Below are 23,564 nucleotides of genomic sequence, written 5' to 3'. Positions count from 1 at the left end.
CGAGTTAAGGGGAGCGGAGTGGGCCGCTGCTTTCGCGTACGACCAATTGCACCGGAGCAGTAGTAGTGCTGGCATCGGCCTGCGGATTGCGCAGCCGGGCCAGCAGCAGTTGCGCGGCCTGGCGGCCACGCGCGCGCGGGTTGGTAGCCAGGGTGGTCAATGGCGGCATGCTGAAAGCAGCTTCGGCAATATCGTCAAAGCCCGTGACGGCGAAGTCATGACCGGTCTGCAGGCCACGCTGGGCGAGGCCCAGCATCAAACCCAGCGCGACTGCGTCGTTGTAGCAAACCGCGGCGGTAGGTGCCGGATCGGCGCGGAACAGCTCCTCGCTGCGATGCGCGGCATCGACGCGCGTGGGGGCGGTCTGTACGCGCCAGTGCTCGGCGACCGGCAAGCCGGCAGCCTCCATCGCCTGCAGATAGCCGGCATAGCGCTGGCTGCAGGAACTGGAATCGTTGTGGCCGCCAAAAAAAGCGATGCGCTGGTGTCCCTGGGCAATCAGATGCTCGGTCGCCACGCGTGCGCCGCGCTGGTTGTCCAGCATCAGCCGGTCCCAGTGTGCGTATTCGGGCAGGCTGCCGCCCAGTTCGCGGTTGAACAGCAACACCGGCATCTGCGGACCGACCGTTGCCAGCACGCGGCTGGCCTCGCTGCCTTCGGCCGGCGAGAGGATGATCCCGCCGGGGCCATGCTCGATCAGCGAGCCGAGCACGGCCTGTTCGCGGTCGGTCGATTCGCTGGTGCTGCCCAGCAGCGTGACAAAGCCTGCCGCACCTAGCGTTTCGTCGACGCCTGCGGCAAATTCGGCAAAGAAGGGGTTGCCCAGCTCGTTGATCACCAAAGCGATGCTCGACGAAGTGCGGCGACGCAGATTGGCAGCGGCACGGTTATAGACATAACCTTGCCGGCGCAATTCTTCTTCCACGCGTGCCCGCGTGTGCTTGTTGACTAAGGGACTTCCCCGTAAAACTAGTGAGACAGTCGCTCGTGACACCCCGCAGCCGGCGGCGATATCCGTCAGAGTGACCTTACGACGAGCAGGCGGTAGGCTTTCCATCGTCAATCATCTGCATTGGAACGATCCAAATGTAGCTAAACCCGCGCCTACAGTACATCGCGCAGCGCAACATGCGCGACGTGGTCGACACATGTTAGCTTTGGGTTTAGACCGATCCAAATTTGCCTTGACGTAGGGGAACCCATGATCGCTGCTCGTGCTTCGCTCCGCCTCTTGCCCGGTTTATTGGCTGTGGCGCTGGCTTTTCCCGCCCATGGCGCCCAACCGTCCGGGCACGCGGCCGAGGTCGATCCGCGGATCGGTACGGGCGGGGACGGGCATACCTTCCCCGGCGCGACGGTGCCGTTCGGCATGATCCAGCTGTCGCCGGACACGGCCATGCCGGATTTCAAGCATGCCTACAAGTGGGCCGCCGGCTATCAATACGGCGACCCGACCATCATGGGTTTCTCGCATACGCATTTCTCCGGTTCGGGCCATTCGGACCTGGGCGATGTGCTGGTGATGCCGATTGCCGGCGACGTACGGCTCGATGCCGGCGACCCGGCCAAGCCCGGCAGCGGTTATCGCTCGCGTTTCTCGCATGACAGCGAAGTGGCGCAGGCCGGCTATTACGCCGTGACGCTGGCCGACTACGGCGTGCGTGCGGAATTGACCGCCGGCCGCCGCGTGGGCTGGCATCGTTATACCTATCCGGCAGGCAAGCCGGCGCACGTGCTGCTCGATCTGCGCCCGAGCGTCTACGACTACCAGGGCAAGGTGCTGTGGTCGTCGCTGCGCGTGCATCCGGACGGCACCGTCACCGGTTGCCGCCAAACCAATGGCTGGGCGCCTGGCCGCGAACTGTGCTTCGCGATGAAGTTCTCCGCACCGATGGTCTCGCGCACGCTCTACAACCGCGAGACCGATGCACCCTACAAGGGTTTCAAGGGGCCGGGCCATCAGCCGGAAGATCATGATGCGCAGAGCGGCCGCGCGCTGGTGGGCGTGTTCGACTTCGGTAACCTGGGCAAGCCGCTGGAAGTGAAGGTCGCGATCTCGTCGGTCAGCGAAGACAATGCAGTGGCCAATCTGTTGACCGATGGCGATGGCTGGGACTTCGACAAGCGCCGTAACGACGCGCGCGAGAGCTGGAACAAGGCGCTGGCGACGATCGACGTCGACGCCCCCGAGGCGATGCGCACCAGCTTCTACACCTCGCTCTATCACGCCATGTTGTCGCCGACGCTGAGCACCGACGTCAACGGCGAGTTCCGCGGCCCGGACAATGCCGTGCACAAGGCCAATGGTTTCGAGTTCTATTCGACCTGGTCGCTGTGGGACGTCTACCGTGCGCAGCAGCCATTGATGGTGCTGCTGCAGCCGAAGATGAGCACCGAATTCGTTCAATCGCTGATCGCGGCGCGCGAGACCAGTCCATTCGGCATCTTGCCCGTGTGGGCCTATCAGGGCCTGGAGACGTGGTGCATGATCGGCTACCACGCCGTGCCGGTCATCGCCGATGCGTACATCAAGGGCGTACGTGGTTTCGACGCCAAGCGTGCGCTCGATGCGATGGTTGCCAGTGCTACTTACAAGCCGTATGGCGACCTCGGCGATTATATGAAGATCGGTTATGTGCCGATCGACAAGGAACCCGAGGCGGCATCGAAGACGCTCGAGTACGCCTATGACGACTGGTCGATCGCGCAGATGGCCAAGGCGATGGGCAAGACGGATGTCGCCTCGACGTTCGAAAAGCGCGCCACCAACTGGCGCAATGCATACGACGCCAAGACCGGCTTCATGCGTGCACGCAAGACCGATGGCCAGTTCCGCGAACCGTTCGATCCCGATGTCGCCGGTTACGGTAGCGATTACACCGAAGGCAACGCCTGGCAGTACTCGTGGTACGTGCCGCAGGACGTCGCGGGCCTGATCGGAGCGATGGGCGGCGATGCCAAATTTGCCGCCAAGCTCGACAGCGTGTTCGATGCCAAGGTCGACCCGTCGCACTTCAAGAATGTCGAAGACATCACCGGCCTGATCGGCTGGTACGCGCACGGCAATGAGCCGAGCCATCACCTGGCCTATCTCTATGACTATGCCGGCGCGCCGTGGAAGACGCAGGGTCGTCTGAAACAGATCATGGACAGCCAGTACGCCCCGCGCCCCGATGGCCTGGCCGGCAACGACGACCTTGGCCAGATGTCGGCCTGGTACGTGTACACCGCACTTGGCTTTTATCCGGTCACGCCGGCGAGCGATCAATATGCAATTGGCCGTCCCTTTGTTTCCAAGGCCACGGTGCACCTGCCCAATGGCAAGCAGTTCGTAGTGACCGCGTCGCCGCTGGACGACGCGCATCCTTATGTCGGCAAGGTCACCTTGAACGGCAAGCCGCTCGATCGCGTGTATCTGCGGCACGGTGAAATTACGGCGGGTGGCGAGCTGCATTTCACGATGCAGGCCGAGCCGAATCGTGATTGGGGCAAGGATGTGGCTAGCCGGCCGGCGGGCATGAGTCCTTACGCGCAGTAACGAGAAACGTTGCCGCGAGCACCCGCCCCCTCACCCCAACCTTCTCCCCCGGCGAAGCCAGGGGAGAGGGAGCAAGTAGCGCAAGTGCGAAACGCTGAGCTCACCTCAGTCAGCCCCTCTCCCCTGGCTATGCCGGGGAGAGGGTTGGGGTGAGGTGGAGGCTCCACGTCCTCAGAACAGGTGGCCCAGCCCCCCACTTTCTGCAACCATGGGCGACATGCCCCGTTCCTATCTGCGCAAGTTCCCCCACCGGGTAAAGACGGCGATCAGCCTGCGCTGGCGGCTTGGCGGCCTGCTGTTTGCCGTGATGGTCATCGTGGCCTTGCCCTATCTGGTGACGCGCAACTCATCGCGTGAGGCGATCGATGCGGCCGAGCTGGTGGCCCATTCGCAGGAAGTAAAGTCGATCACGTTCCGCATCGCTTATGCCACGCGCAACAGCGAGGCGGCGGTGTATCGCATCCTGCAAGGCGACAACGACGCGATCGTGCGCAAGCGCGCCTTGCAGGCCGAGGACGAGACGCCCGGGCTGCTGTCCCGCTTGCGCGACATGACGCGCGATAACCCGGATCAGCAGACCCTCATCGGCTCGCTTTCGACGGTGGTCAATGGCCGAATGGCGCTGATGCAGCAGGCGCGGCTGCGCTACGTGCGCGGCGATACCGATGGTGCCAGTGGCGCCATGCGCGACGCGGGCGAATTGTTCAAGCTGGACGACCTGATCGAAAACATCGTCCGCAACGAGGACGCCATTCTCGGCAGCCGCCTTGCCAATGCCGAGAAGCAATCGTTCGACAGCAGCGTCGTGCTGGCCATCACGGCCCTGGCGCAGGTCTTTTTGCTCGGCATCGTGGTGATCGTCTCCGAGCGGCAGATTTCCCGGCGCCTGCATGCGGAGCGACGCGAGGGTCAGGCCGTCATGCGTTCGCAGATGATCGTGCAGGCGGTGCGCGAACCGATTGCCCTGCTCGATGCGAGCTTGAGTACCTTGCTGGTCAATGCGGCATTTCGCGAGCTTTATGGTCTGTCGGCGACGCAGAACTCGCTCAAGCTGGCCGACATCGGCGACGGTGCCTGGAACGATGTGTCCCTGCTGCAGCGCCTGCGCGACGTGCTTTCGCTCGATCGCGAACTTTGGGATTACGAACTGACCCAGCGCACCGCCGGTGGTATCGATCGCCACGTCGTGATCAACGCGCGCCGGCTCGAACAGGAAGGCAGTGACGACCTGGTCCTGTTGCTGACCGTGAGCGACATGACCACGCGCGCGCTGGCCGAGCGCGAGGTCAAGGAGCTCAACCGCCAACTCGAAGGCAAGGTGCAGCAGGTATCCGACGTCAATCGGGAGCTCGAAGCGTTCAGCTACTCGGTGTCGCACGACCTGCGTGCGCCGCTACGGCATATCGCCGGCTTCGCCGGCAAGCTCGGTCGTCATCTGGGCGAGCAGTCGGATGAGCAGACCAAGCATTACCTGCACGTGATCAGCGATGCGGCCCAGCGCATGGGCCTGTTGATCGACGATCTGCTGGTGTTCTCGCGACTGGGCCGCGGCGCCCTGCGCCTGCAGCCGGTGGACATGCAGTCGCAGGTGGACGAGGCGCGTGCGCTGGCCGAGAGCGACGTGGATGTCGCCGGGCGTCACATCGTGTGGCATGTCGCGTCGCTGCCGATCGTGATCGGCGACGAGAACATGTTGCGCACGGTATGGCAGAACCTGCTCGGCAACGCGGTCAAATACACCGGCCATTGCGAGGTCGCTCGTATCGAGATCACCGTGGAGCGGGCCCGTAACGGCGACTACGAATTTGTGGTGGCCGACAACGGCGCCGGTTTCGACATGCAGTACGCGGGCAAGCTGTTCGGCGTGTTCCAGCGACTGCATCGCGCGTCGGAGTTTCCGGGGAACGGCATCGGCCTGGCCAATGTGCGGCGCATCGTCGCCCGCCACGGCGGCCGGGTCTGGGCCGATGGCCAGCCCGGGGAAGGAGCGCGGTTTCACTTCACCCTGCCGGCTTCCGAACTGGCAGAGTCTTTCACGCAGGCACGCCAATGACACGTTATATCCGCCCCATCTTGCTGGTCGAAGACAGCCTTGCCGATGCAGAGCTGGCCATGGACGCCCTCAAGGACGCCAACCTGATCAATCCCATCGTGCACCTGGAGGATGGCGTCGACTGCCTGGACTACCTCTATTCGCGCGGTGCGTTTGCCGGCCAGGGCATCGTGGAGCCGGCAGTGGTGTTACTCGACATCAAGATGCCGCGTATGAACGGTTTGGATGTGCTGACCCAGATGCGCAGCGACGAAAGGCTCAGGCAGGTTCCGGTGGTCATACTTTCTTCGTCACGTGAAGAAAGCGACCTGGCCCGCAGCTGGGACCTGGGTGTCAACGCCTATGTCATCAAGCCGGTCGACGTGGATCAGTTCTTCGATGCGGTCCGCACGCTGGGCCAATTCTGGGCGGTGCTCAATCAGCGTCCGGATAAGGATTGAGCGTAGGATAGCCATGGGGATCGATGATCTGACTGCTCCGTGCCCGCTCCGTGCGAAGTGCTCGTCATCTGCTGGTGCCCCAAGGGGGCAATACGTAGTCGTTCTTATGTTATTTACTTGAGCCTCTTCCATGTCCGAAAGCGGTATTCGCATCCTGCAGATCGAAGACAGCAAGCTCGACGCCGAGCTGGTCTTGTCCGAGCTCGATGCCGACGCGATGAGCTACGAGTCACGGCTGGTCGACGACGAGCCGAGCTTTCTCGAGGCGCTCGAGGAGTTTCGGCCCGATATCGTGCTGTCGGACCTGAGCATGCCGGGCTTTTCCGGTCAGCGGGCGCTGGAACTTCTGCGCGAACGCGACCAGGACCTGCCTTTCATCTTCATCTCCGCGACGCTGGGTGAGGAAGCCGCGATCGAAGCATTGCGCAACGGCGCAACCGATTACATCCTCAAGCAGAATCCGGCGCGGCTGGTCAGCGCCGTGCGCCGGGCCTTGCGCGAAGCCGATGCCCAACGCGCGCGCCGTCGCGCGGAGGCCGAGCTGATACGCGCCCAACGTTTCGAAAGCCTGGCCATGCTGGCCGGCGGGCTCAGTCACGACTTGCGTAACCTGTTGCAGCCGCTGTTGCTGGCAGGCGACAGCCTGCAGGATTATCAGGACGACCCGCGTCTGGCGCGGCTGGGCAAGCTGGTGCGCGATTGCGGCAAGCGCGGCCTGGACATGGTGCAGTCGATGCTGTCGTTCGCACGCGGCGCACGTCGGGCCGAACAGGTGCGGATCGGCGCCTTGCTGGACGCGCTGCGCCTGCTGCTGCAGGGAAGCGTGCCCAGGTCGATTTCGCTGGAGATTGCCTCCGAGGACGAGCAGCTCGCTTTCGAAGGCAACCACACCGAGCTGCAGCAATGCCTGCTCAATCTGTGTCTCAACGCGATCCAGGCGATGCCCCACGGCGGCCAGCTGCGCGTGGAAACGGCACAGGTCGAGTTGCCGCCGGAGTTCTTTCTCGATATCGAAGAACGGCGCAACGGGCCGTACTTGCGGATCACCGTCACCGACACCGGCGTAGGCATGGACCAGGACGTACTGGCGCGTCTGTTCGAGCCGTTTTTCACCACCAAGGAGGCCGGCACGGGCTTGGGCCTGTTGTCGTGCAAGCGCATCATTGCCAGCCATGGCGGCGTGATGCGGGTACAGAGCTCGGTAGGCAAGGGCACCTTCTTCAGTCTCTATATCCCGCTGGCCGAACTGATCATCGATGCTGCCGAGATGGACGACGAGCATGGTTTGCAGGGCGAGGCCGAGCGCGTACTTGTGGTGGTGGAGGAGGCGGCGCAGCTATCGCTGCTGAGCGACACCCTCGATGCCTGGGGCTATCAGGCTCATGCCACCCAGAGCGGTACAGCGGCGTTGCAGTGGATCGAGGCGCACGGCGTGCCGGATCTGGTCGTGATGGATGCCGATATGAATCTCTTCACCGGCGTACGCACGCTTGCCGCGCTGATGGAGCATGGATACAACCGCGGCGTCGTTTTGCTCGCCCGGCCGGATCGGCCACTGGACATGGCGGAGCTGCCCTCGCTGGAACACCTGTACCTGGTCGACAAGCCGATTTCGACACGGCGGTTGTTGAAGGTGTTGAGGGAAGCGATTCAGACCGGGAGTCGGGGGCGGTGACGTTGCGTCACGGCTGATCGCGACGGAAGGGAGCCTCTAAGAACCCTTTCCTATCCGTCGTCCCGGCGAAGGCCGGACAAGCGCTTGCGCGCAGAACGCCCGGAAGGCGGCCCCGAAGGGGCGAGCGAAGCGAGTAACCCAGTGCCTTGCGTTTCAACGTACTGAAGTCACTGGACCCCGGCCTTCGCCGGGGCGACGATGAAGACTGAGGTTATTCGAGGTCCTCTTCAGTCGCGACCGTTCCCTCAATCGATCCCTAGCTTCTTCAACTTGTACCGCAATGCCCGGAACGTAATCCCTAGCTTCTTGGCCGCGGCCGTCTTGTTGTAGCGGGATTCTTCCAGCGCCTTGATGATCGCGGTGCGCTCGAGATTGCTGATGTAGTCGTCCAGGCCGCCGTCGCCGGGATGTTGTGTCGGCGCTGCCGCCGTTGGAGCTGCCACCGCGGCCTGGCCGGCTTGCGGCAAGGGTGGCATGTCGCTACGGCTGCTACGCTGAGGCAGCATCAGGTCGCTGACATCAATGGTTTCGCCGTCGGACATGGCCATCGCGCGCTCGAGGATGTTTTCGAGTTCGCGCACGTTGCCGGGGAAGTCGTAACTTTCCAGCGAGACCAGTGCGGCAGGCATCAAGCTACCGGGTGCCGAGCCGCTTTTGGCGGCAAGCTGGCGCAGGATGAAATTGGACAGCAAGGGCACATCGCCGCGGCGCTCGCGCAGGGGCGGTACGCGCAGCTCGATCACATTGATGCGGTAGAACAGATCCTGGCGAAACTGGCCCTGTTCGACCAGTCCGGCCAGGTTCTTGTGCGTGGCCGAGAGAATGCGCACATCGACCGGGACTTCGTCGCGCCCGCCGATCGGGCGCACGGCCTTTTCCTGAATCGCGCGCAGCAGCTTGACCTGCATGTGCAGCGGCAGCTCGGCCACCTCGTCCAGAAACAGCGTGCCGCCGTGGGCGGCCTGGAACAGGCCTTCCTTGTCGTTCACCGCGCCGGTGAAGCTGCCTTTGCGATGTCCGAAGAATTCGCTTTCCATCAGCTCGGAGGGAATCGCGCCACAATTGACCGGCACGAACGGCCCAGTGGCGCGCGGCCCCTGCTCATGAATCAGCCGGGCCACCAGTTCCTTGCCCACGCCCGATTCGCCAGCGATGTAAACCGGTGCCTGGTTGCGTGCCAGCTTGCCGATCGTCGAGCGCACCAGTTGCATGGCCGGCGAGTCGCCGATCAGGCGATCGCTCGAACCGGCTCCCTTGGCTGCCGCGCCGCTGCGCTTTTCATCGGCCAGCCGGAGCGCCGTACGGACCAGCTGACGCAGCATCTGGATATCGACCGGCTTGGAGACGAAGTCGAACGCCCCCGCCTTGAGTGCATTCACCGCGGCATCGACGTTGCCGTAGGCCGTGATCATGGCCACCGGGGTGTCGGGGTGGCCGGCGGCGATCAGCTCGATCACCTCCTGGCCGTTGCCGTCAGGCAGGCGCATGTCGGTAAAGCACAGGTCGTAGCTGCGCTCGCTCAATGCGCGCCGAGCTTCGCCCACGGTCCCCACCGCTTCCACCTTCAGGTCCATACGACCCAGGGTGATGGTAAGCAGCTCGCGAATATCGCGTTCGTCGTCGATGACCAGTACGGTCTGTTGGCTCATGGCGCTGGCAAGTTTCCTGAATATCTAGGGAGGATAACGCCCGCATCGGACACGTCAAACCCTGATTATCTTACGGTCTTGGTGACCGGTGTCGTAGTAGTGGTCGCTGAGGCGCCCCCAGGCTCGATTCGAGGTGGAATGACCGCATTGATCACCGCGTCATCAGGAGGCCGATCAGGGGTTGGCCATAGGCGACGAAGGGCGGTTTGAGCCGGTTCTCATCCGCCCGCATGGATATGTGCAACCAGCGGCAGGGGAGCCGGGTTCACTTCAAGGCTCCCGGGAGCGCGATAAGGCAGGCCCTGCCGCTTCGGTCAGAGCTCTTTGCGTGTCAGTCGGGCCTTGCCGTCCGCGCCATGGTCGATGGTGATGTCATAACGCTTGCCCCGGAACTGGACACCCTTGAGTTCGAGCGACGTCCAGGCTTGCGGCAGCGCCGGTGGATAGGCCTGGGCCAGTCCGTTCTCGTCGATGCGCAGACCGCTCAATCCGTAGACGAAGCTCTGCACGAAGCCGGCCGATGTGGCAAGGATATAGCCGGCGTTGTTCGCCACCGTCTCGGTGCGTACGTTGAACGGTGGTTTCAGGAAGCCGGAGAGGTTTCGTCGGATCCAGTCGCCGGCACCCTGCGCATCGCCCAGTTCCGCCGAGCCGACCGCCAGCATCACCATCATCATCTCGTTCGGATCGTCGCCATGCTCCTTCAGCTCGTGTAGCTGGAAGTCGAAGTCGTTGCGGCGTACCTGCGGCGACATCGGCAGATCGAGGTTGGGATACATCAGCCACGCCAGCGACGATCCCATCCAGGTGATCTTGTCGTGCGGCACCGAGGCGTCGAAATCGAGATGGCGCTGTGCTGTCTCATCAAACGGGATGATCATCTTGTCCGCGATCACACTCCACTGCGGATCGGCCTTTGCGCCGACTTTCGCCGCCGCCTTGACCGCGATGCGTAACGCCTTCTGCGCGGCGGCGTTGGTGAACGAATCGTTCGGTACGTCGTTATAGGCTTCGTCCGGCGATGTGACGTGATGGATTTCGTAGCGATCGTGCGCCTTGTCGTAGCTGACGCGACTGGCCCAGAATGTCGCGATCTGTTCGATCACCGGCCAGCCATACTGCTTGAGCCAGGCATCGTCGCCGGTGGCGTTGTAGTACTGCCACTGCGCGATCGCGATGTCGGCGTTGACATGGATCTCCCGGTAGACCTCATAGGCAAAATGCGGGGTGAAGTCCTTGCCGGTTTCCGGATCGGCTTCCCAGGGATACATGGCGCCCTTCGCGCCGAATTGCGCCGCGCGCGCCTGCGCGGGGCCGAGCGTGCGATGACGGAACATCACGATCGGCTTGGCTCGCTCCGGGTGCAGCAGGAGCAAGGCGGGAAAGACCCACGAATCGCTGTCCCAGAACGCATGCCCGGCATAGCCAGGAGTCAATGCGCAGGCACCCATCGGCCAGCTCGTGCCCGTGGTGGTGTTCGATAGCAGGTAGTAGAGATCCGAATGCACCGCCTTCTGTACATTGGCATCGCCGTCGACGCGGATGTCCGATTCCCAAAGCGTGTGCCAGGCGGCCTGATGCCGGGCCAGCAGCGTATCGAAGCCGGTCGTACGTGCCTGCTCGGCCAGGGCCCGATCAGCCTTCGCGTCGCCACCCCAACCCTCGCGCGACGCGGCGATGTATTTGGTGAAGCGGTAGCTCTGACCCTTGCGGACTTTTGCTTTCAGATTGAGCGAAAGCTTGTACGGCGTCCGCTCCAGTTGCACGTCCTCGACGTCGAGTCCCTTCGGCAATTCGACGGCGACGGCCTGCGCGACCGCCACGCCTTGCTCCGCGCGACCGTCCAGCCATAGCGTTAGCGTCTTCGTATCGCCGCCGGTGGACTGGATACGCACCACGCCCGGATACCACACCGCGGCGCGATCGGGTGTGGGCACCGGCTTGTTGTCCAGATTCTGTCCGCTGGCGATGACTGCGGCGATCATCTCGTCACCGGTCATCTTGGCGATCGGGAAACGTGGCTGATGCTCGGACCACAGACGGATCGGAAACGTGAGCTCAACGCTGCCGTCGAACTGTGGCGTGATGGTGAGACGGGTGGCCGCCAGATGATTGGCGTCCTGGCTGACGAACGTGGCGACCTCGACGTCGGTGGACTTGTTGGCGTAGACGAAGCGGTACGTCGTGTTCAACGTCGCGCCATACATGTCCAGCGTCTGCGCATAGTGGGTGAAAATCTCCTTGGCCACGCGCGTGCTGTTGAGCCAGCCGCCGCCCGGGTTGTAGTCGATCTCGTTCCAGCCGGGCAGCGCCGCCGGGCGTGCGATATCGTCCTTGGCATAGTCCATCGTCGCGACCATGTAGCCCATGGTTGGCCCAGTGCCGCGCACCGAGGTCATGGTGGAGAAATAGCCGTTGGCCAGATAGCTCGGGAAATAACCGTCGAATTGATCCGAGGTGCCGGTGAGCACGAAGCTGGGGTCGGTCGCCGCGCCAACGCGGGTGGCTACCAGGAGCAGGCTCAATACAAGTGCGCGCGGCAAATGTCGGATAAAAGAGTTCATGCGGGTCGTCGATCTCATGCGGCGCCCTCGGGCGCGGGCAGGGAAGGCGTTCCGGCGCGATCGGTCTCGCGCTTGAACAAAAACAGGGTCACCAGGATCAGCGTCATCGGCACCAGCGAGAAATAGAATGCATGGATGCCGCCGAAGCTGGCGAACACCAGCGCGGTGATACGCGAACCGAGTGTGCCGCCAAGCGCGGAAAAGATCACGATGAGACCGGTCATCGCCGCATGCGTCGGTTTCGGTAGCGAGCTGAGCGCGACGGAATTGATGACCGGATAGATCGGTGCCATCAGCAGGCCGATCAAGGGAATGAGATAGGCCGCCAGTGGTGCGTCGAGCCAGCCCGACGGCGCGAAGGATGGACTATGGCTCGCCAACGGCAGCACGGACAGGATCAGCACGCCCATGCCGATCACGCACAGATTGAGCAGCGTATGCCAGTGCATCCGGCGCAATAGCTGTCCGGCAAGAATGCGCCCCAGCGCAGTGGTGCCGGCCAGGATGCTCGCCATCTGGATGCTCATGGCGTTGGGCAGCTTGAGAATCTCGTTGTTGAACGTTGGCAGCCAGGTACTGAAGCTCTGCTCGATCAGCACGTAGAGAAACGCCGAAAGCAAGAACACATAGACCAGCGAGCGCATCATCAGCCGGTACATGTCGCGCATCGCCTGTCCGATCGACAGCCGTGCCTCGCCATGCGCGGCCGACTCATCGAGTTGCGCGCCGTAGAGCAAGGCGACCGTGCCCAGGCAAAGGACGGCTAGCAGCCAGTACACGTTGAACCAGGATGGGTTGGCAGGATTGGCGTGATCGATGAAGGCGCTGAATATCCAGCCGCTGGCCAGCACGCCAAGCATGAACAGGCCTTCGATGGTATTGGTCAGCCGGCCGTGCTCGGCCTTGTCGCGCGTGAGCAGGCCGATCGATGAATACACCGATACCTTGGCCAATGCGAATGACACACCGATGCAGGTGAACAGCAATTCGGTGGTGTGAAAGCTCGGGTAAAGCGGCATCAGCATGCAGGCGCCGCCGACGATGCAAAGCGCAAGCATCATCGCGCGCCGGTAACCGAGTCTGGGCAGGAATGAGGCAACCAGAAACGACGTCACGGCAATCGGCAGATCCTTGAACAACTCAAGCAGGCTGGCCTGCGGCTTGTCGATGCCGAAGGTGTGGATCGACTGCAGAATGACCGTGCCGACACTGTTGAGAAGAATCGCGAACACCATGTAGATCGTCGCCAGCGCGACGACCATGCGGAACCGGCTCATGCACACCTCGATCTGCGGTGAGAAAAAGAACCCCGGGTGCCGTCATGGCGACACCCGGGGAACGCGGAGGGGAGTGCGCTTAGAACTTGTACTTCACCTGCAGATTGACTTCGCGGCCCTCGATCGAGCGGGCAAGGATCACGCCGCCGCTGCTGGCGAAGCCGAACAGGCGCGAGTTGCCTTCGGTAATGCCGATCTCGTTGGTGATGTTCGTGCCCTGCAGGTTGACCTGCCACGCCTGGCCGATATTTGCGGTCGCGCCGAAGCTCCAGTCGTGATACTGGCCGAGCGGTTGCTGCTCGATCAGATCGCCGGTGCGATTACCCACATACTCGTAGGTCACCCAGAACTTCATGCTGCCCCACGCCGTCGGGAATTCGTAGCCGGGGGTCAGGCGGCCCTGGAACGTCGGCTGGCGCTGCAGTTGCATGCCATCGAGGCTGGCGCATTGCGAGCTGCCGTCCTGGGCGGTATACGGCGTACACGCGGCGCTATGCGTGTAGTGGCCATCCATGTAGTCGCCGCTGAACTGCACCGAGAAGCCTTCGAACGGCTTGAGCACCGTGGTGAAGTTGATACCCTTGGTCGCCGAGCCGTAGTCGAACGAGAACTGCTGGCCGTTGCCCTGGGTGATCGTGTACGGCACGTTGTAGAACAGCTTGCGGTAGGCGTTGACGTCCAGATAGATCCAGTCGGCCTGGTACTTGAAGCCGATTTCCATGTTGTGGATCTTGTTGACCGGCTGGCTGGGCAGGCCGCGCAGATCGTCGAAGCCGGGGAAGTGCACGCCGTCGTTGATGCGCGCGTACACGCTCATATTGCTCTGGATTTCGTAGTTGACGCCGACCGTCCAGGAAGGCGCGGTCTTCTTGTAGTTGATGTACGAATTGCCGGCGACCACGTACTGCGAGTTGTTGTTGTAAAGCGTAGTCGGATTGGCATCCAGGTCGCCGGTCGCGGTGTTCTGAATGCGGCCGCTGGCTTGCTGGCGCTCGGCGCGGATGCCGGCGTCGAACAACCACTGGTCGACCTTCCACGAATCGGTGACGAAGAATGCTGTGTTGAAGCCGTTCCACGCCTCGCGGATCGCCGTGGACGGACCGCTCACGAAACCGCCGGGATTGGACAGCACGTCGCCATTGCCCAGGTTGACGGCGATCGGGCTCGGGTTGTTCTTGGCCTGCAGCAGCATGTTGTTGCCGAGGAACCAGGTGTCGTGATCGCTGTAGACGGCCGAATAGTTGCCGATCGTCAGCGTATTGCCTTCGAAGATTTCCTTGCTCAGGTGGAACTCGTTCGACACGCCCTGGATGCGCTTGCGCACCGACCAAAGGCCTTGCGTGGTGACGTTCTGGTTCATGTCCGCCGCCTGGCCGTTATTGGTGTAGACGGCGGTGGCGGTGGTGTTGGCCGGCAGGTTGTTGGAGACCAATGCGTCGGCGATATAGCTGCTCAGCGTCTGCGGATTGGCGCCGGTGCTGAAGAAGGCGATCGTGTTCATCTGACCGCCGGTGAAGTTGAACTTGTCGGAGATGCTCCAACCGTTGCCAAAATCAAAATCGAGATTGCCACCCAGCGAAAGGATGTCGGCACCGCGTCCCTTGCCCAGATTCAAGCCCTGGCCACCCGGTTGGCAACCGGGCGTGTTGCAGGGTGTGGTCTGGATCCAGCTGTACTGATTGGCCTTGCTGCCAAAGGTGCCGGTCAGCGGATCGAAGCCCGGGTAGCCGTCGAACTGACCGCGGCCGGGGTTGAGGATGGGCGTGTCGGTGACGAACTGATTGTGGTCCTTCAGGTCGCGCGCGTAGAACATCAGCGAGCCGCTGTCGCCGAAGTTGTGAGTCAACGTGGCGGTGAGCGAGCCGCCCTTGTCGGCAGAGAACTGCGGGTCGCGCACACCGTCGGACTTGCGCCAGAACCCGCCGACGCTGCCATACCAGCCGTCGGCGACCTTGAAGCCGTAGAAGCCGTCCAGACGCACCATGCCTTCGGAGCCGTACGTCACGCCGACATCGCCACTGGGTGTGTCGGTACCTTCGCGCAGGATGAAGTTGGCGGTCAGGCCAGGCTGGCCGTTGCCGTACAGCACGGCCGGGCCGCCGAGCACGAATTCGGCGTGGTCGATGGTGTCGTCGAGACGGAACATCGACGAGTTCTCCATGAACGACAGCGTCGACATCGGATACAGCGGCGAACCGTTGAGCTGAAAACTCACGAAGGGCGCGTCACCACCGCCCGGGAAGCCGGCCACTTCGATGTTCGCACCGGTCTGGCCGCCGGAGGATTCGGGAAACACGCCAGGCGCCATCTTCAGCAGATCGGCCGAGCTCTTTGGGTTGAATTCACGGATCTGGTCGAGCGTCGCCGAGGTGATCGAGTACGACGTGTCGATCTTCTTCAGACCGCCTGCCGCCGCCGTGCCGGTCACCACGACCTGATCCAGGTTGGTAGTGTTCTTGTTCTGCGGCGGGGGTGGTGGCGGCGTTGCGCCCTGCGCCTGTTGCGGCGAGGGCGGTGCCGCAGGGGCGGCGTCTTGTGCGTACAGCGAAGTGGCCAACAGCCCGGCGATGCTGGTGACGAGCAGCCGGCGGGTCATGCGTTGCATATTCATGATGTTCCTCCCCATCAAAGAAAAAATACTGTTGTTGTGTTTCTTAAGGAGCGGTACTGCTGCTCAGTACGGTCATGTTCCTGAGCTGTCAGCCATGGCTTGCGCCGAGGTGGTCCGTCTGGTTGAAGCCGATTCGAGGTAACGTCGGATGTCGAAGGCGTCGATGCCCGGCAGAACGTCTTCTGCGCGGCCAAGCACCTTGGGGTCGCCCACGCCGACGGCACGCATGCCGGCGGCGAGGATGCTTTCGATGCCTGCGGCCGCGTCCTCCACACCCAGGCAATGCTCCGGCGTCACATGCAAGGCGGCAGCGGCAGCGAGAAAGATTTCCGGGTCCGGCTTGGAGTGCGTGACTTTGGCCGCATCGACCACGTAATCGAACAATTCGGCGATACCCATCTTTTCGAGCAGCGTGGGCGCATTGCGGCTGGCGGACGCGAGTGCGGTCTTCAGTCCCGCGGCACGCACCGATTCGACCGCGGCGCGAGCGCCGGGCAGCAGGTCCTGCGGACCGAAGTGCTGGATCTGTTCGACGTAATAAGCGTTCTTGCGATCGCCCAGCGCCACTTTTTCCGCGTGGCTATACGTCTTGTCGCTGCCTTCGAGCAGGATCTCCAGCGAACCCAGACGGTCCACGCCCTTGAGGCGCTCGGCCGTGCGGTTGTCGAACGGCACGCCCAGTTCATCGGCCAGTCGTTTCCATGCCGCCAGATGCACGACGGCGGTATCGGCAATCACGCCATCGAGGTCGAAGATCACCGCCTTGAGGTCATCGTGCGATGCGCTGCTGTCTGCACGGGGCAGCGACAGGGTTTCGCCGGCACGCAAGGTGTATTCGATACCGTCGTGATAGAAGGTCAACAGATCGCCGCGACCGAGCGTGTAATGGACGCCTTCGCCGCTGACGTTCACGCGCAACTGCGCGTTGCCCCAACGTACGCCGAACCGGTACCCGTTCCATGCCACGGGCAGTCGCGGGCTGAGCGCAGGCTTGCCATCGATGACGCGCAAGCCGCCAAAGCCCCAGCTGAAAGTAAGCCAGCTACCGGCCATCGCCGCCATGTGGATGCCGTGCGCGGCGTTGCCGTGGGAGTCGTCCAGATCCACGCGCAGCGTATCGATGAAGTAGCGATACGCCTTGCCGGTCTGGCCCACTTCCGCCGCTACCACGCCGAACGTCGATGCGGACAAGGTGGAGTCGTGGATGGTGACGCCCTCGTAGTATTCGAGGTTGCGGCGTTTGGCGTCGCGGTCGACGTTCTCGCCGGCGAGCATCAAGGCGAGCACGGTATCGGCCTGCTTGCATACCTGATGGCGGTAAATGGTCATCGGATGCAGGCGCAGCAATAGCGGCTTCTTTACCTCTTCGGCGCGCACATGCAGGCGCGGCAATTCGAGGAAGTTGTCGTCCTGCGGAAAGATGCCCAGTTGCTCGTCCACCGGCAGATACATCACGTCGGCGGCGCGGCGCCACTGTGCGATTTCGTCTTCGCCCAAGCCGATCCGTTTGCACAGCTGTGCATACTGCACCGGCGCGACACCGGCCATCCACACGGCGGTGGCGGCGGCATCGTTCAGATGCTTCTGCGCCATGCGATTGGTGTAATGGTTGTTGTGCACCAGCGCGGAGTATTCGTCCGGCCCGGTCACTTCATGGATGCAGAACGCCCCGCCGCGGCGCGGGTTGAAGTGGCCGATATCCAGCCAGATACGCGCGGTTTCGAACAGCATCTCCGCGCCGCAATCGCGCAGGAAATCGAGATCACCGCTGGCGTCGACATACAGGCGAATCGCCCATGCGACCGCTGCATTGATGTGGTACTGCGCCGAGCCGCCAGGAAAATACGCCGAACATTCGTCACCGCTGATCGTGCGCCAGGCATACAGCGCACCGTGCGGATGGTTGAGTTCGCGCGCATGCAGGCGCGAACGTTCCAGCGTGCGATACCGGTAGCTCAGCATGCTGCGTGCAAGCGCAGGCGAGAGCGTCGCCAGCACCGGCAGCATGAAGATTTCCGCGTCCCAGAAATAATGGCCCTCATAGCCTTCGCCGGTCAGGCCCTTGGCCGCGGTGCTGCCGCTGCCGTCGCGCGAGCTGGACTGGAACACATGGAACAGGTTGAAGCGCAACGCCTGCTCGCTTTGCGGATCGCCATCGATGGCGATGTCGGCGTCCTGCCATAAACGCTCCAGCTGCGTGGTCTGTCGTGCGAGCAGGGTGGCGAAGCCTGTTTGCATGCCACGCTGCAGTGCTGCCTCGGCGCGTGCAAACAGTTCGGCGTGCGGCTCGCAATCGGCCGGACGCGTCCAGGCGTACGCGGCGTATTTTTCGATAGCGACACTGCTCCCCGGATGCAGCGTGCCGTCGTATATCTGCATGACGCCGTGGGGCACCAAGGCCGCATGACGGAACGCCAGACTGTCGTCCAGCAGGGTATGGCCCTGTGCGCAGATCGTGCGGATGTCGCTGTGCGTGGTTTGTTGCCCGACCCAGGCCAGGGTTTCTTCGGCGAAGGTATCGGTATTGCTCAGGCCGCCGTCGAGACGGGTACCGATACGTGGATCGTGTCCCTGTTCGACCGCGTCGCGCGCGGTGCTGATGGCCGACTCGAGCGTGATCGGGCCGTCATAGTCGACCGAACTCACCCGATAGCGGATCGCCAGCAGGCCGGGCTCGTCCAGACAGACGATCCTTTCGGCGACGATGTCGAGTGTGAAGCCCTCCGGCGAGCGCCAGCGCAGGTGGCGGCGATAGGTTCCCGAGCGCAGGTCCAGCGAGCGGGAGAAATCCAGCCATTCGCCGTCTTCAAGCCGCACCGGGGTATCACCCAGACGCAGGTGGATACGGGTCGCGTCGGCGGCCGGAACGCGGGTGTCGGTGTGCGCGGCGAAGCCCGGGAAGCGTTCGTGGTACTCGATCGGGGTGCGTTCCCACACGCCGGCCAGGAAACTGCCCTGGGTCGGGCTGTCACCTTCCTCCAGGCCGCCGCGCACGCCCAGGGAGCCATTGGAAAGCGCAAACAGGCTCTCGTCCTGGGCAAAGCTGCCCGGGTCGTTGAAGCGACGGGTCAGCACCCAGGGATCGGTTGGCGTGGTGCTGGACGGTACCTGCGCCGTGGCTTTGGCCGGCACCGAGTCATGGTGTTCCAACGGAAATCCCCTTTTTGGTCGTGCTGTGTCTGGTCGCGATCCGGCGGATGGGGCGACTTATTGCGGATCGCTTCCCCGGCGCGGCGGGAGCATTACAGCAAATGATATCGATATCAAGATATCGATATCATTTGCTGTGGCGCAGCATTTTCTTATGTTTTACGGGGGGTTAGCTTTGGATGAGGCTGCTCGTGAAGGAATTCACTCACTTAGCCGCCAAAGCGCATACAAGGGTGAAGGTTCCACCGCCGGTATTTGTAGGGCACCATCAGCACAGGATTCATGGGGTCTGGTCTTGAGCGGCAAACACGGGAAAACACCAGCGCGGGACACGCTACCTGCCAACCTGACCATGGCCGATCTGGCTCGGTTGGCGGGGGTTTCCAAGATCACCGTATCGCGCGCACTCAGCGACAGTCCGCTGGTCAACCGCGAAACGCGCGATCGCCTCCAGGCGCTGGCCAGGGAGCACGGCTACAAACTCAATGTCAGCGCGCGCAACCTCCGTCTCCGCCGCAGCTACACGGTGGCGGTCATCGTGGAGATGAAGCCGAGCCACGACCGCACCATGTTCGATCCGTATCCGTTGGTGCTGCTGGGCGGCATCTCGCAAGAGCTCACCGCCGCCGGTTACAGCGTCTTGCTGACCACGCGCCAGGGCGCTACCGCGGCGGCGGTGCAGGCCGCCGACGGCATGATCCTGCTTGGGCAAGGTGTGCGGCAGGATGCGGTGCGCCGCTTCGACAAGCTGGGCCTGCCGATGGTGGTGTGGGGTGCGCAGGCCGAGCACGATGAACACACCGTAGTCGGCAGCGATAACCGCGAGGGCGGCGCTGTCGTGGCCAGGCATTTTGTCGGCCAGGGTCGCCGCAATCCGGTATTTATCGGCAACCCCGGGCATCTGGAAATCTTCGAGCGCCTGACTGGCTTTGTCGATGAATTGGGATTGCATGGCATCAAGCCGCTGCTGATCCGTCGCGATGAGTTCACCGTCGCCTCGGGTATCGACGCGATCGAATCGCTCGCTGCGCGCGACGTTTCGTTCGATGCGGTGTTTGCCTGCAGCGACTTGTTGGCGATGGGGGCGATTCGTGCGCTGGAGGCATTGGGGCGCAAGGTGCCCCATGACGTCGCGGTCGTCGGCTACGACGACATGCCGCTCGCGGCGAGCTTCATGCCGCCGTTGAGTTCGGTGCGTCAGGATTGGCAGGAAGGCGGCACGCTGCTGGCGCGCAAGGTGTTGGGGTTGATCCAGGGCGAGACGGTGCAGTCAGAAGTTTTGCCCGTGGAGTTGGTGGTGCGCGCTACGTGAGAGCGCCCCTTCACCCCGGCCCTTTGCGAGGTGTAACCCATGTCCCCGAACACCTGTTACCTATGTCTCCGGTCCATGCACTTTGCCGGGGGAGAGGGTTGGGGTGAGGGGCGCTCTTACGCCTCGGCTTCCACATTCTTCCCCTTATACGACGGCGTCAGCACCAGCCGAAAACAGCTGCCACCACCCGCTACGCGTACGTACTCCAGCGACGCCTGATTGGCCTCACTCATCTGCCTGGCCAGATACAGCCCAAGCCCCGTGCCGTATTCGTGCGTCGTGTAAAACGGCTCGAAAATCTGTGCCGCCACTTTCGGTGCGATACCCGGACCGCGATCGATCACTTCGAGAATCGGCACGCCATGTTCGCCGTGTCGCGCTACGACCATTACACGCGCCGGCTGGCCCGGCATGCGGCCATAGCGCAACGCGTTCTGCACCAGGTTCCACACTACCTGTTGCAATTGCTGCGGGTCGGCCAGCGCGGCGACCGGCTCATTGCCGGCGATCACGCGCAGCGAGTCTTCGCCCAGGTCGTTGCCTTGGCGATATTCCTCGACAAAACCGAGCGCCCAGCGGCCGAGATCCAGCGTTTCCGGGCGGGAGCGTTCGCGCCGCGATAGCTGCAGAATGTTTTCGATGATCTCGTTCAGGCGCACGCAGTGGTTGTTGATGATCTCCACCATGCGCTGATCGGTGCCATTGAGGTCGGTCGACTCGGCAAGCAACTGTGCGGAGTAGCGGATCGCCGCCAACGGATTGCGAATTTCATGCGCGATCGATGCGGACAGGCGGCCCAGCGAACTGAGCGTGAGCTCTTCGGCGCGACGCGACACCAGCGACGTGTCGTCGAGGAAGATCAGCACGTGCGAGTCGTCGTTGGGCGCCAGACGCGTAAAGCGCGGCACCACCTCGGGCACCCCATCAGCCAACTGGGTTGAGGTCTCGTCGAGCTTGCCGGAGGTCATCCAGTGATACAGGCGACGCGACAATTCGGGCGCGAGGCGGCCCAGGTCGCGCTGATCGGCGGAAGGGTTGCCCAGCAGCATCCACGCCGATTCGTTGATCTGGTGGATGCGGTTGGCATCGTCGACCAGCAGCACGCCGGTCTTCATGCGACGAATGATCAGTTCGTTCACTTGCGACAGGTTGGCCAGGTCGATGCTGCGTTGCTCGGCCAGCGCCTCGGTCGCGCGCATCTGCCGACTCAGGACATGGCAGAGCAGCGTACTGGCGAAATAGGCCAGGCCGAACAGCCCCGATTCGAGCAGCTCGCGGTCCATATTGGCGTCGGCACTGGGCAGTTCCACCGCCGAATGGCCGAGGATGCCCAGGGTGGCCAGCGCGGCGAAGAACAGCGACAGGCGCAGCGGCAGGATCAATGCACCGGCGCTCAGGTTCACCGCCAGCATCATGGCGATGCCGATGCGGGCGTCGTGCATGGACGTCACCGCCAGGACGGCGGCGACGATATCCACGACCAGGGTGCCCGAGACCACCAGACGGCTGCGCTGCGTGCCCCGACGGGTCAGGAGCAGTACCACGATCGTAAACAGCAGGAAGACCAGCGCTACGTCGCGGGCGAAGCCCACATCGTTGAGCTTGGGCCAGCCCAGGCCGGGTGGGCTGAACGCCAGCCCGACGTAGATGAACGCCTGTACCAGCCGGAAATAGTTGAGAAACGACAGTTCGTGGCGGATCGCCTCGGTGGCCTGGCGGGGTGCGGACGGGACAGGCGGTGCGGTGGATGACACCAGGGCGGCACTCGATGGCGTGGGCGATGCGCTCAGTATAGGAATGGGGCGGGGGAACAGGGAACGGGGGATGGGGAACTGCGGGTTGCGCCACCTTTTAGCTCGTGGCTCTGAGCGGGGAAGTCACGGAATCGGTAGGGATTTTGTTCGCCAGGGCCGGGTTGCCGCCCGTTGCACCGCAACAACCCTTTGCCATCGACCCCCGCTTCCGCGAAAATACCTGGCCGTATTGCGCGGTTTTTCGTCATGCGAAGGCATGACGGCAGCGCACTGCATGCCGGCAGCGCGTTGTAGTACCGCCGTCCGCTTTCCTCACCCATGCCGGTGGATCGGCATGCGGTTTTCACTGTTTCCCCCGTTCGCTCGAGGTATCGAATGAATTTCCACGAGTACCAGGCTAAAGAACTGTTCGCGCAGTACGGCATTGCCGTGCCGCCGGGCAAGGTTGCCAACTCTCCCGACGCCGCTGTCGACGCCGCCAAGCACCTTGGTGGCACGCAGTGGATGGTTAAGGCTCAGATCCACGCAGGCGGCCGCGGCAAGGCCGGCGGCGTCAAGTTCTGCAAGAGCTTCGATGATGTCCGCGCTGCCGCCAAGGGCATGCTGGGCACCAACATGGAAACCTACCAGTCCGCCGGCCGTGCGCTGCCGGTGAACCTGGTCCTGGTCACCGATGCCACCAACATCGCCAAGGAGCTGTACCTGTCGATCCTGGTCGATCGCGACACCAAGTCGGTGTCGTTCATTGCCTCCAAGCACGGCGGCGTGGACATCGAACAGGTCGCCAAGGACACGCCCGAAGACATCCACACCATCGTGGTGGACTTCGTCGAAGGCCTGCAGCCTTACCAGTGCCGTCAGCTCGGCTTCGCGATGGATCTCAATCCGAAGCAGGTCACTCAGCTGACCAAGATCATGCTGGGCCTGTACAAGCTGTTCAACGAGAAGGACCTCGCGCTGGTCGAGCTGAACCCGCTGGCGATCCTCGAAGACGGCAACCTCGCCGCCCTCGACGGCAAGGTCAATTCCGACGACAACGCCGAGTTCCGTCATTCCGACCTGGCCGCCATGCGCGACCTGACCCAGGAAGACGCGGCCGAAGCGGCTGCCGTGCAGTACAACCTCAACTACGTCACGATGGACGGCACCATCGGCTGCATGGTCAACGGCGCAGGCCTGGCCATGGCCACGATGGACGTGATCAAGCTGGCGGGCGGTGAGCCGGCCAACTTCCTCGACGTTGGTGGCGGCGCCACCAAGGAGCGCGTGACCGAGGCGTTCAAGCTGATCACCTCGTCCGACAAGGTGAAGGCCATCCTGGTCAACATCTTCGGCGGCATCGTCCGCTGCGACATGATCGCCGAAGGCATCATCGCCGCGGTCAAGGAAGTGGGTCTGAAGATTCCGGTGGTGGTGCGCCTGCAGGGCACCAATGTCGAACAGGGTCGCGAACTCCTGGCCAACTCCGGCCTGGCGATCACGCCGGCCGACGATCTCAACGACGCGGCGCAAAAAGCCGTGGCCGCCGCGAAGTGAGGAGC

The 23,564-nt window shown here is 63.1% G+C and carries 13 protein-coding genes; 6 read left to right on the top strand and 7 right to left on the bottom strand.

Going from position 1 to position 23,564, the window contains the following annotated elements:
- Positions 1-4 precede the first annotated feature (4 nt).
- The gene (locus tag ACZ6WW_RS07475) at positions 5-1,057 is read right to left on the bottom strand and encodes a LacI family DNA-binding transcriptional regulator (protein ID WP_281850248.1); all 1,053 of its coding nucleotides are present in this window, start codon (positions 1,055-1,057) and stop codon (positions 5-7) included.
- Between the two features lie 144 nt (positions 1,058-1,201).
- Here ACZ6WW_RS07475 and ACZ6WW_RS07470 point away from each other — a divergent pair, with 144 nt between their 5' ends.
- From ACZ6WW_RS07470 to ACZ6WW_RS07455, 4 genes are all read left to right on the top strand, one after another.
- Positions 1,202-3,538, top strand: coding sequence for a GH92 family glycosyl hydrolase (locus ACZ6WW_RS07470; protein ID WP_465273649.1), 2,337 nt, complete (start codon positions 1,202-1,204; stop codon positions 3,536-3,538).
- Positions 3,539-3,755: 217 nt separating this feature from the next.
- The gene (locus ACZ6WW_RS07465) at positions 3,756-5,591 is read left to right on the top strand and encodes a sensor histidine kinase (protein ID WP_465273648.1); all 1,836 of its coding nucleotides are present in this window, start codon (positions 3,756-3,758) and stop codon (positions 5,589-5,591) included.
- Positions 5,588-6,031, top strand: a complete 444-nt coding sequence (locus ACZ6WW_RS07460; RefSeq protein WP_281850245.1) for a response regulator — start codon at positions 5,588-5,590, stop codon at positions 6,029-6,031. Before ACZ6WW_RS07465 ends, ACZ6WW_RS07460 begins: the two co-directional genes overlap by 4 nt.
- Positions 6,032-6,161: 130 nt before the next feature.
- A complete protein-coding gene (locus ACZ6WW_RS07455) occupies positions 6,162-7,706 on the top strand; it encodes a response regulator (RefSeq protein WP_465273647.1) in 1,545 nt (514 codons plus the stop codon).
- A gap of 245 nt (positions 7,707-7,951) precedes the next feature.
- Here the strand turns inward: ACZ6WW_RS07455 and ACZ6WW_RS07450 are convergent, their stop codons facing one another.
- From ACZ6WW_RS07450 to pgmB, 5 genes are all read right to left on the bottom strand, one after another.
- A complete protein-coding gene (locus tag ACZ6WW_RS07450) occupies positions 7,952-9,355 on the bottom strand; it encodes a sigma-54-dependent transcriptional regulator (RefSeq protein WP_465273646.1) in 1,404 nt (467 codons plus the stop codon).
- 314 nt (positions 9,356-9,669) lie between these two features.
- Positions 9,670-11,919: a glycoside hydrolase family 65 protein gene (locus ACZ6WW_RS07445; RefSeq protein ID WP_465273645.1), complete on the bottom strand. Its 2,250-nt coding sequence runs from the start codon at positions 11,917-11,919 to the stop codon at positions 9,670-9,672.
- Between the two features lie 14 nt (positions 11,920-11,933).
- A complete protein-coding gene (locus tag ACZ6WW_RS07440) occupies positions 11,934-13,196 on the bottom strand; it encodes an MFS transporter (RefSeq protein WP_465273644.1) in 1,263 nt (420 codons plus the stop codon).
- A 79-nt stretch (positions 13,197-13,275) separates the two neighbouring features.
- Positions 13,276-15,807, bottom strand: a complete 2,532-nt coding sequence (locus tag ACZ6WW_RS07435; RefSeq protein WP_465273643.1) for a TonB-dependent receptor — start codon at positions 15,805-15,807, stop codon at positions 13,276-13,278.
- 72 nt (positions 15,808-15,879) lie between these two features.
- Positions 15,880-18,957 carry a beta-phosphoglucomutase gene (gene pgmB / locus ACZ6WW_RS07430; protein ID WP_465273642.1) on the bottom strand — a complete coding sequence of 1,026 codons (3,078 nt, stop codon included), beginning with the start codon at positions 18,955-18,957 and terminating at the stop codon, positions 15,880-15,882.
- Positions 18,958-19,309: 352 nt separating this feature from the next.
- Between pgmB and ACZ6WW_RS07425 the strand changes: the two genes are divergently transcribed.
- Positions 19,310-20,269 (top strand): LacI family DNA-binding transcriptional regulator, encoded by a 960-nt coding sequence (locus ACZ6WW_RS07425; RefSeq protein ID WP_281852961.1) that lies wholly within the window; start codon positions 19,310-19,312, stop codon positions 20,267-20,269.
- Between the two features lie 116 nt (positions 20,270-20,385).
- On the opposite strand, the gene ACZ6WW_RS07420 is transcribed toward ACZ6WW_RS07425, so the two are convergent.
- On the bottom strand, positions 20,386-22,023 hold the full coding sequence (locus ACZ6WW_RS07420) for a sensor histidine kinase (protein ID WP_281850238.1): 1,638 nt from the start codon (positions 22,021-22,023) through the stop codon (positions 20,386-20,388).
- A 375-nt stretch (positions 22,024-22,398) separates the two neighbouring features.
- Here ACZ6WW_RS07420 and sucC point away from each other — a divergent pair, with 375 nt between their 5' ends.
- A complete protein-coding gene (sucC, locus tag ACZ6WW_RS07415; RefSeq protein ID WP_281850237.1) occupies positions 22,399-23,559 on the top strand; it encodes an ADP-forming succinate--CoA ligase subunit beta in 1,161 nt (386 codons plus the stop codon).
- The last annotated feature ends 5 nt before the right edge of the window (positions 23,560-23,564 follow it).

The sequence above is a fragment of the Dyella sp. NPDC103356 genome (genome assembly GCF_055584465.1).
The sequence above is the reverse complement of the archived record's forward strand: the minus strand, read 5'-3'. Positions and strand labels throughout refer to the sequence as shown.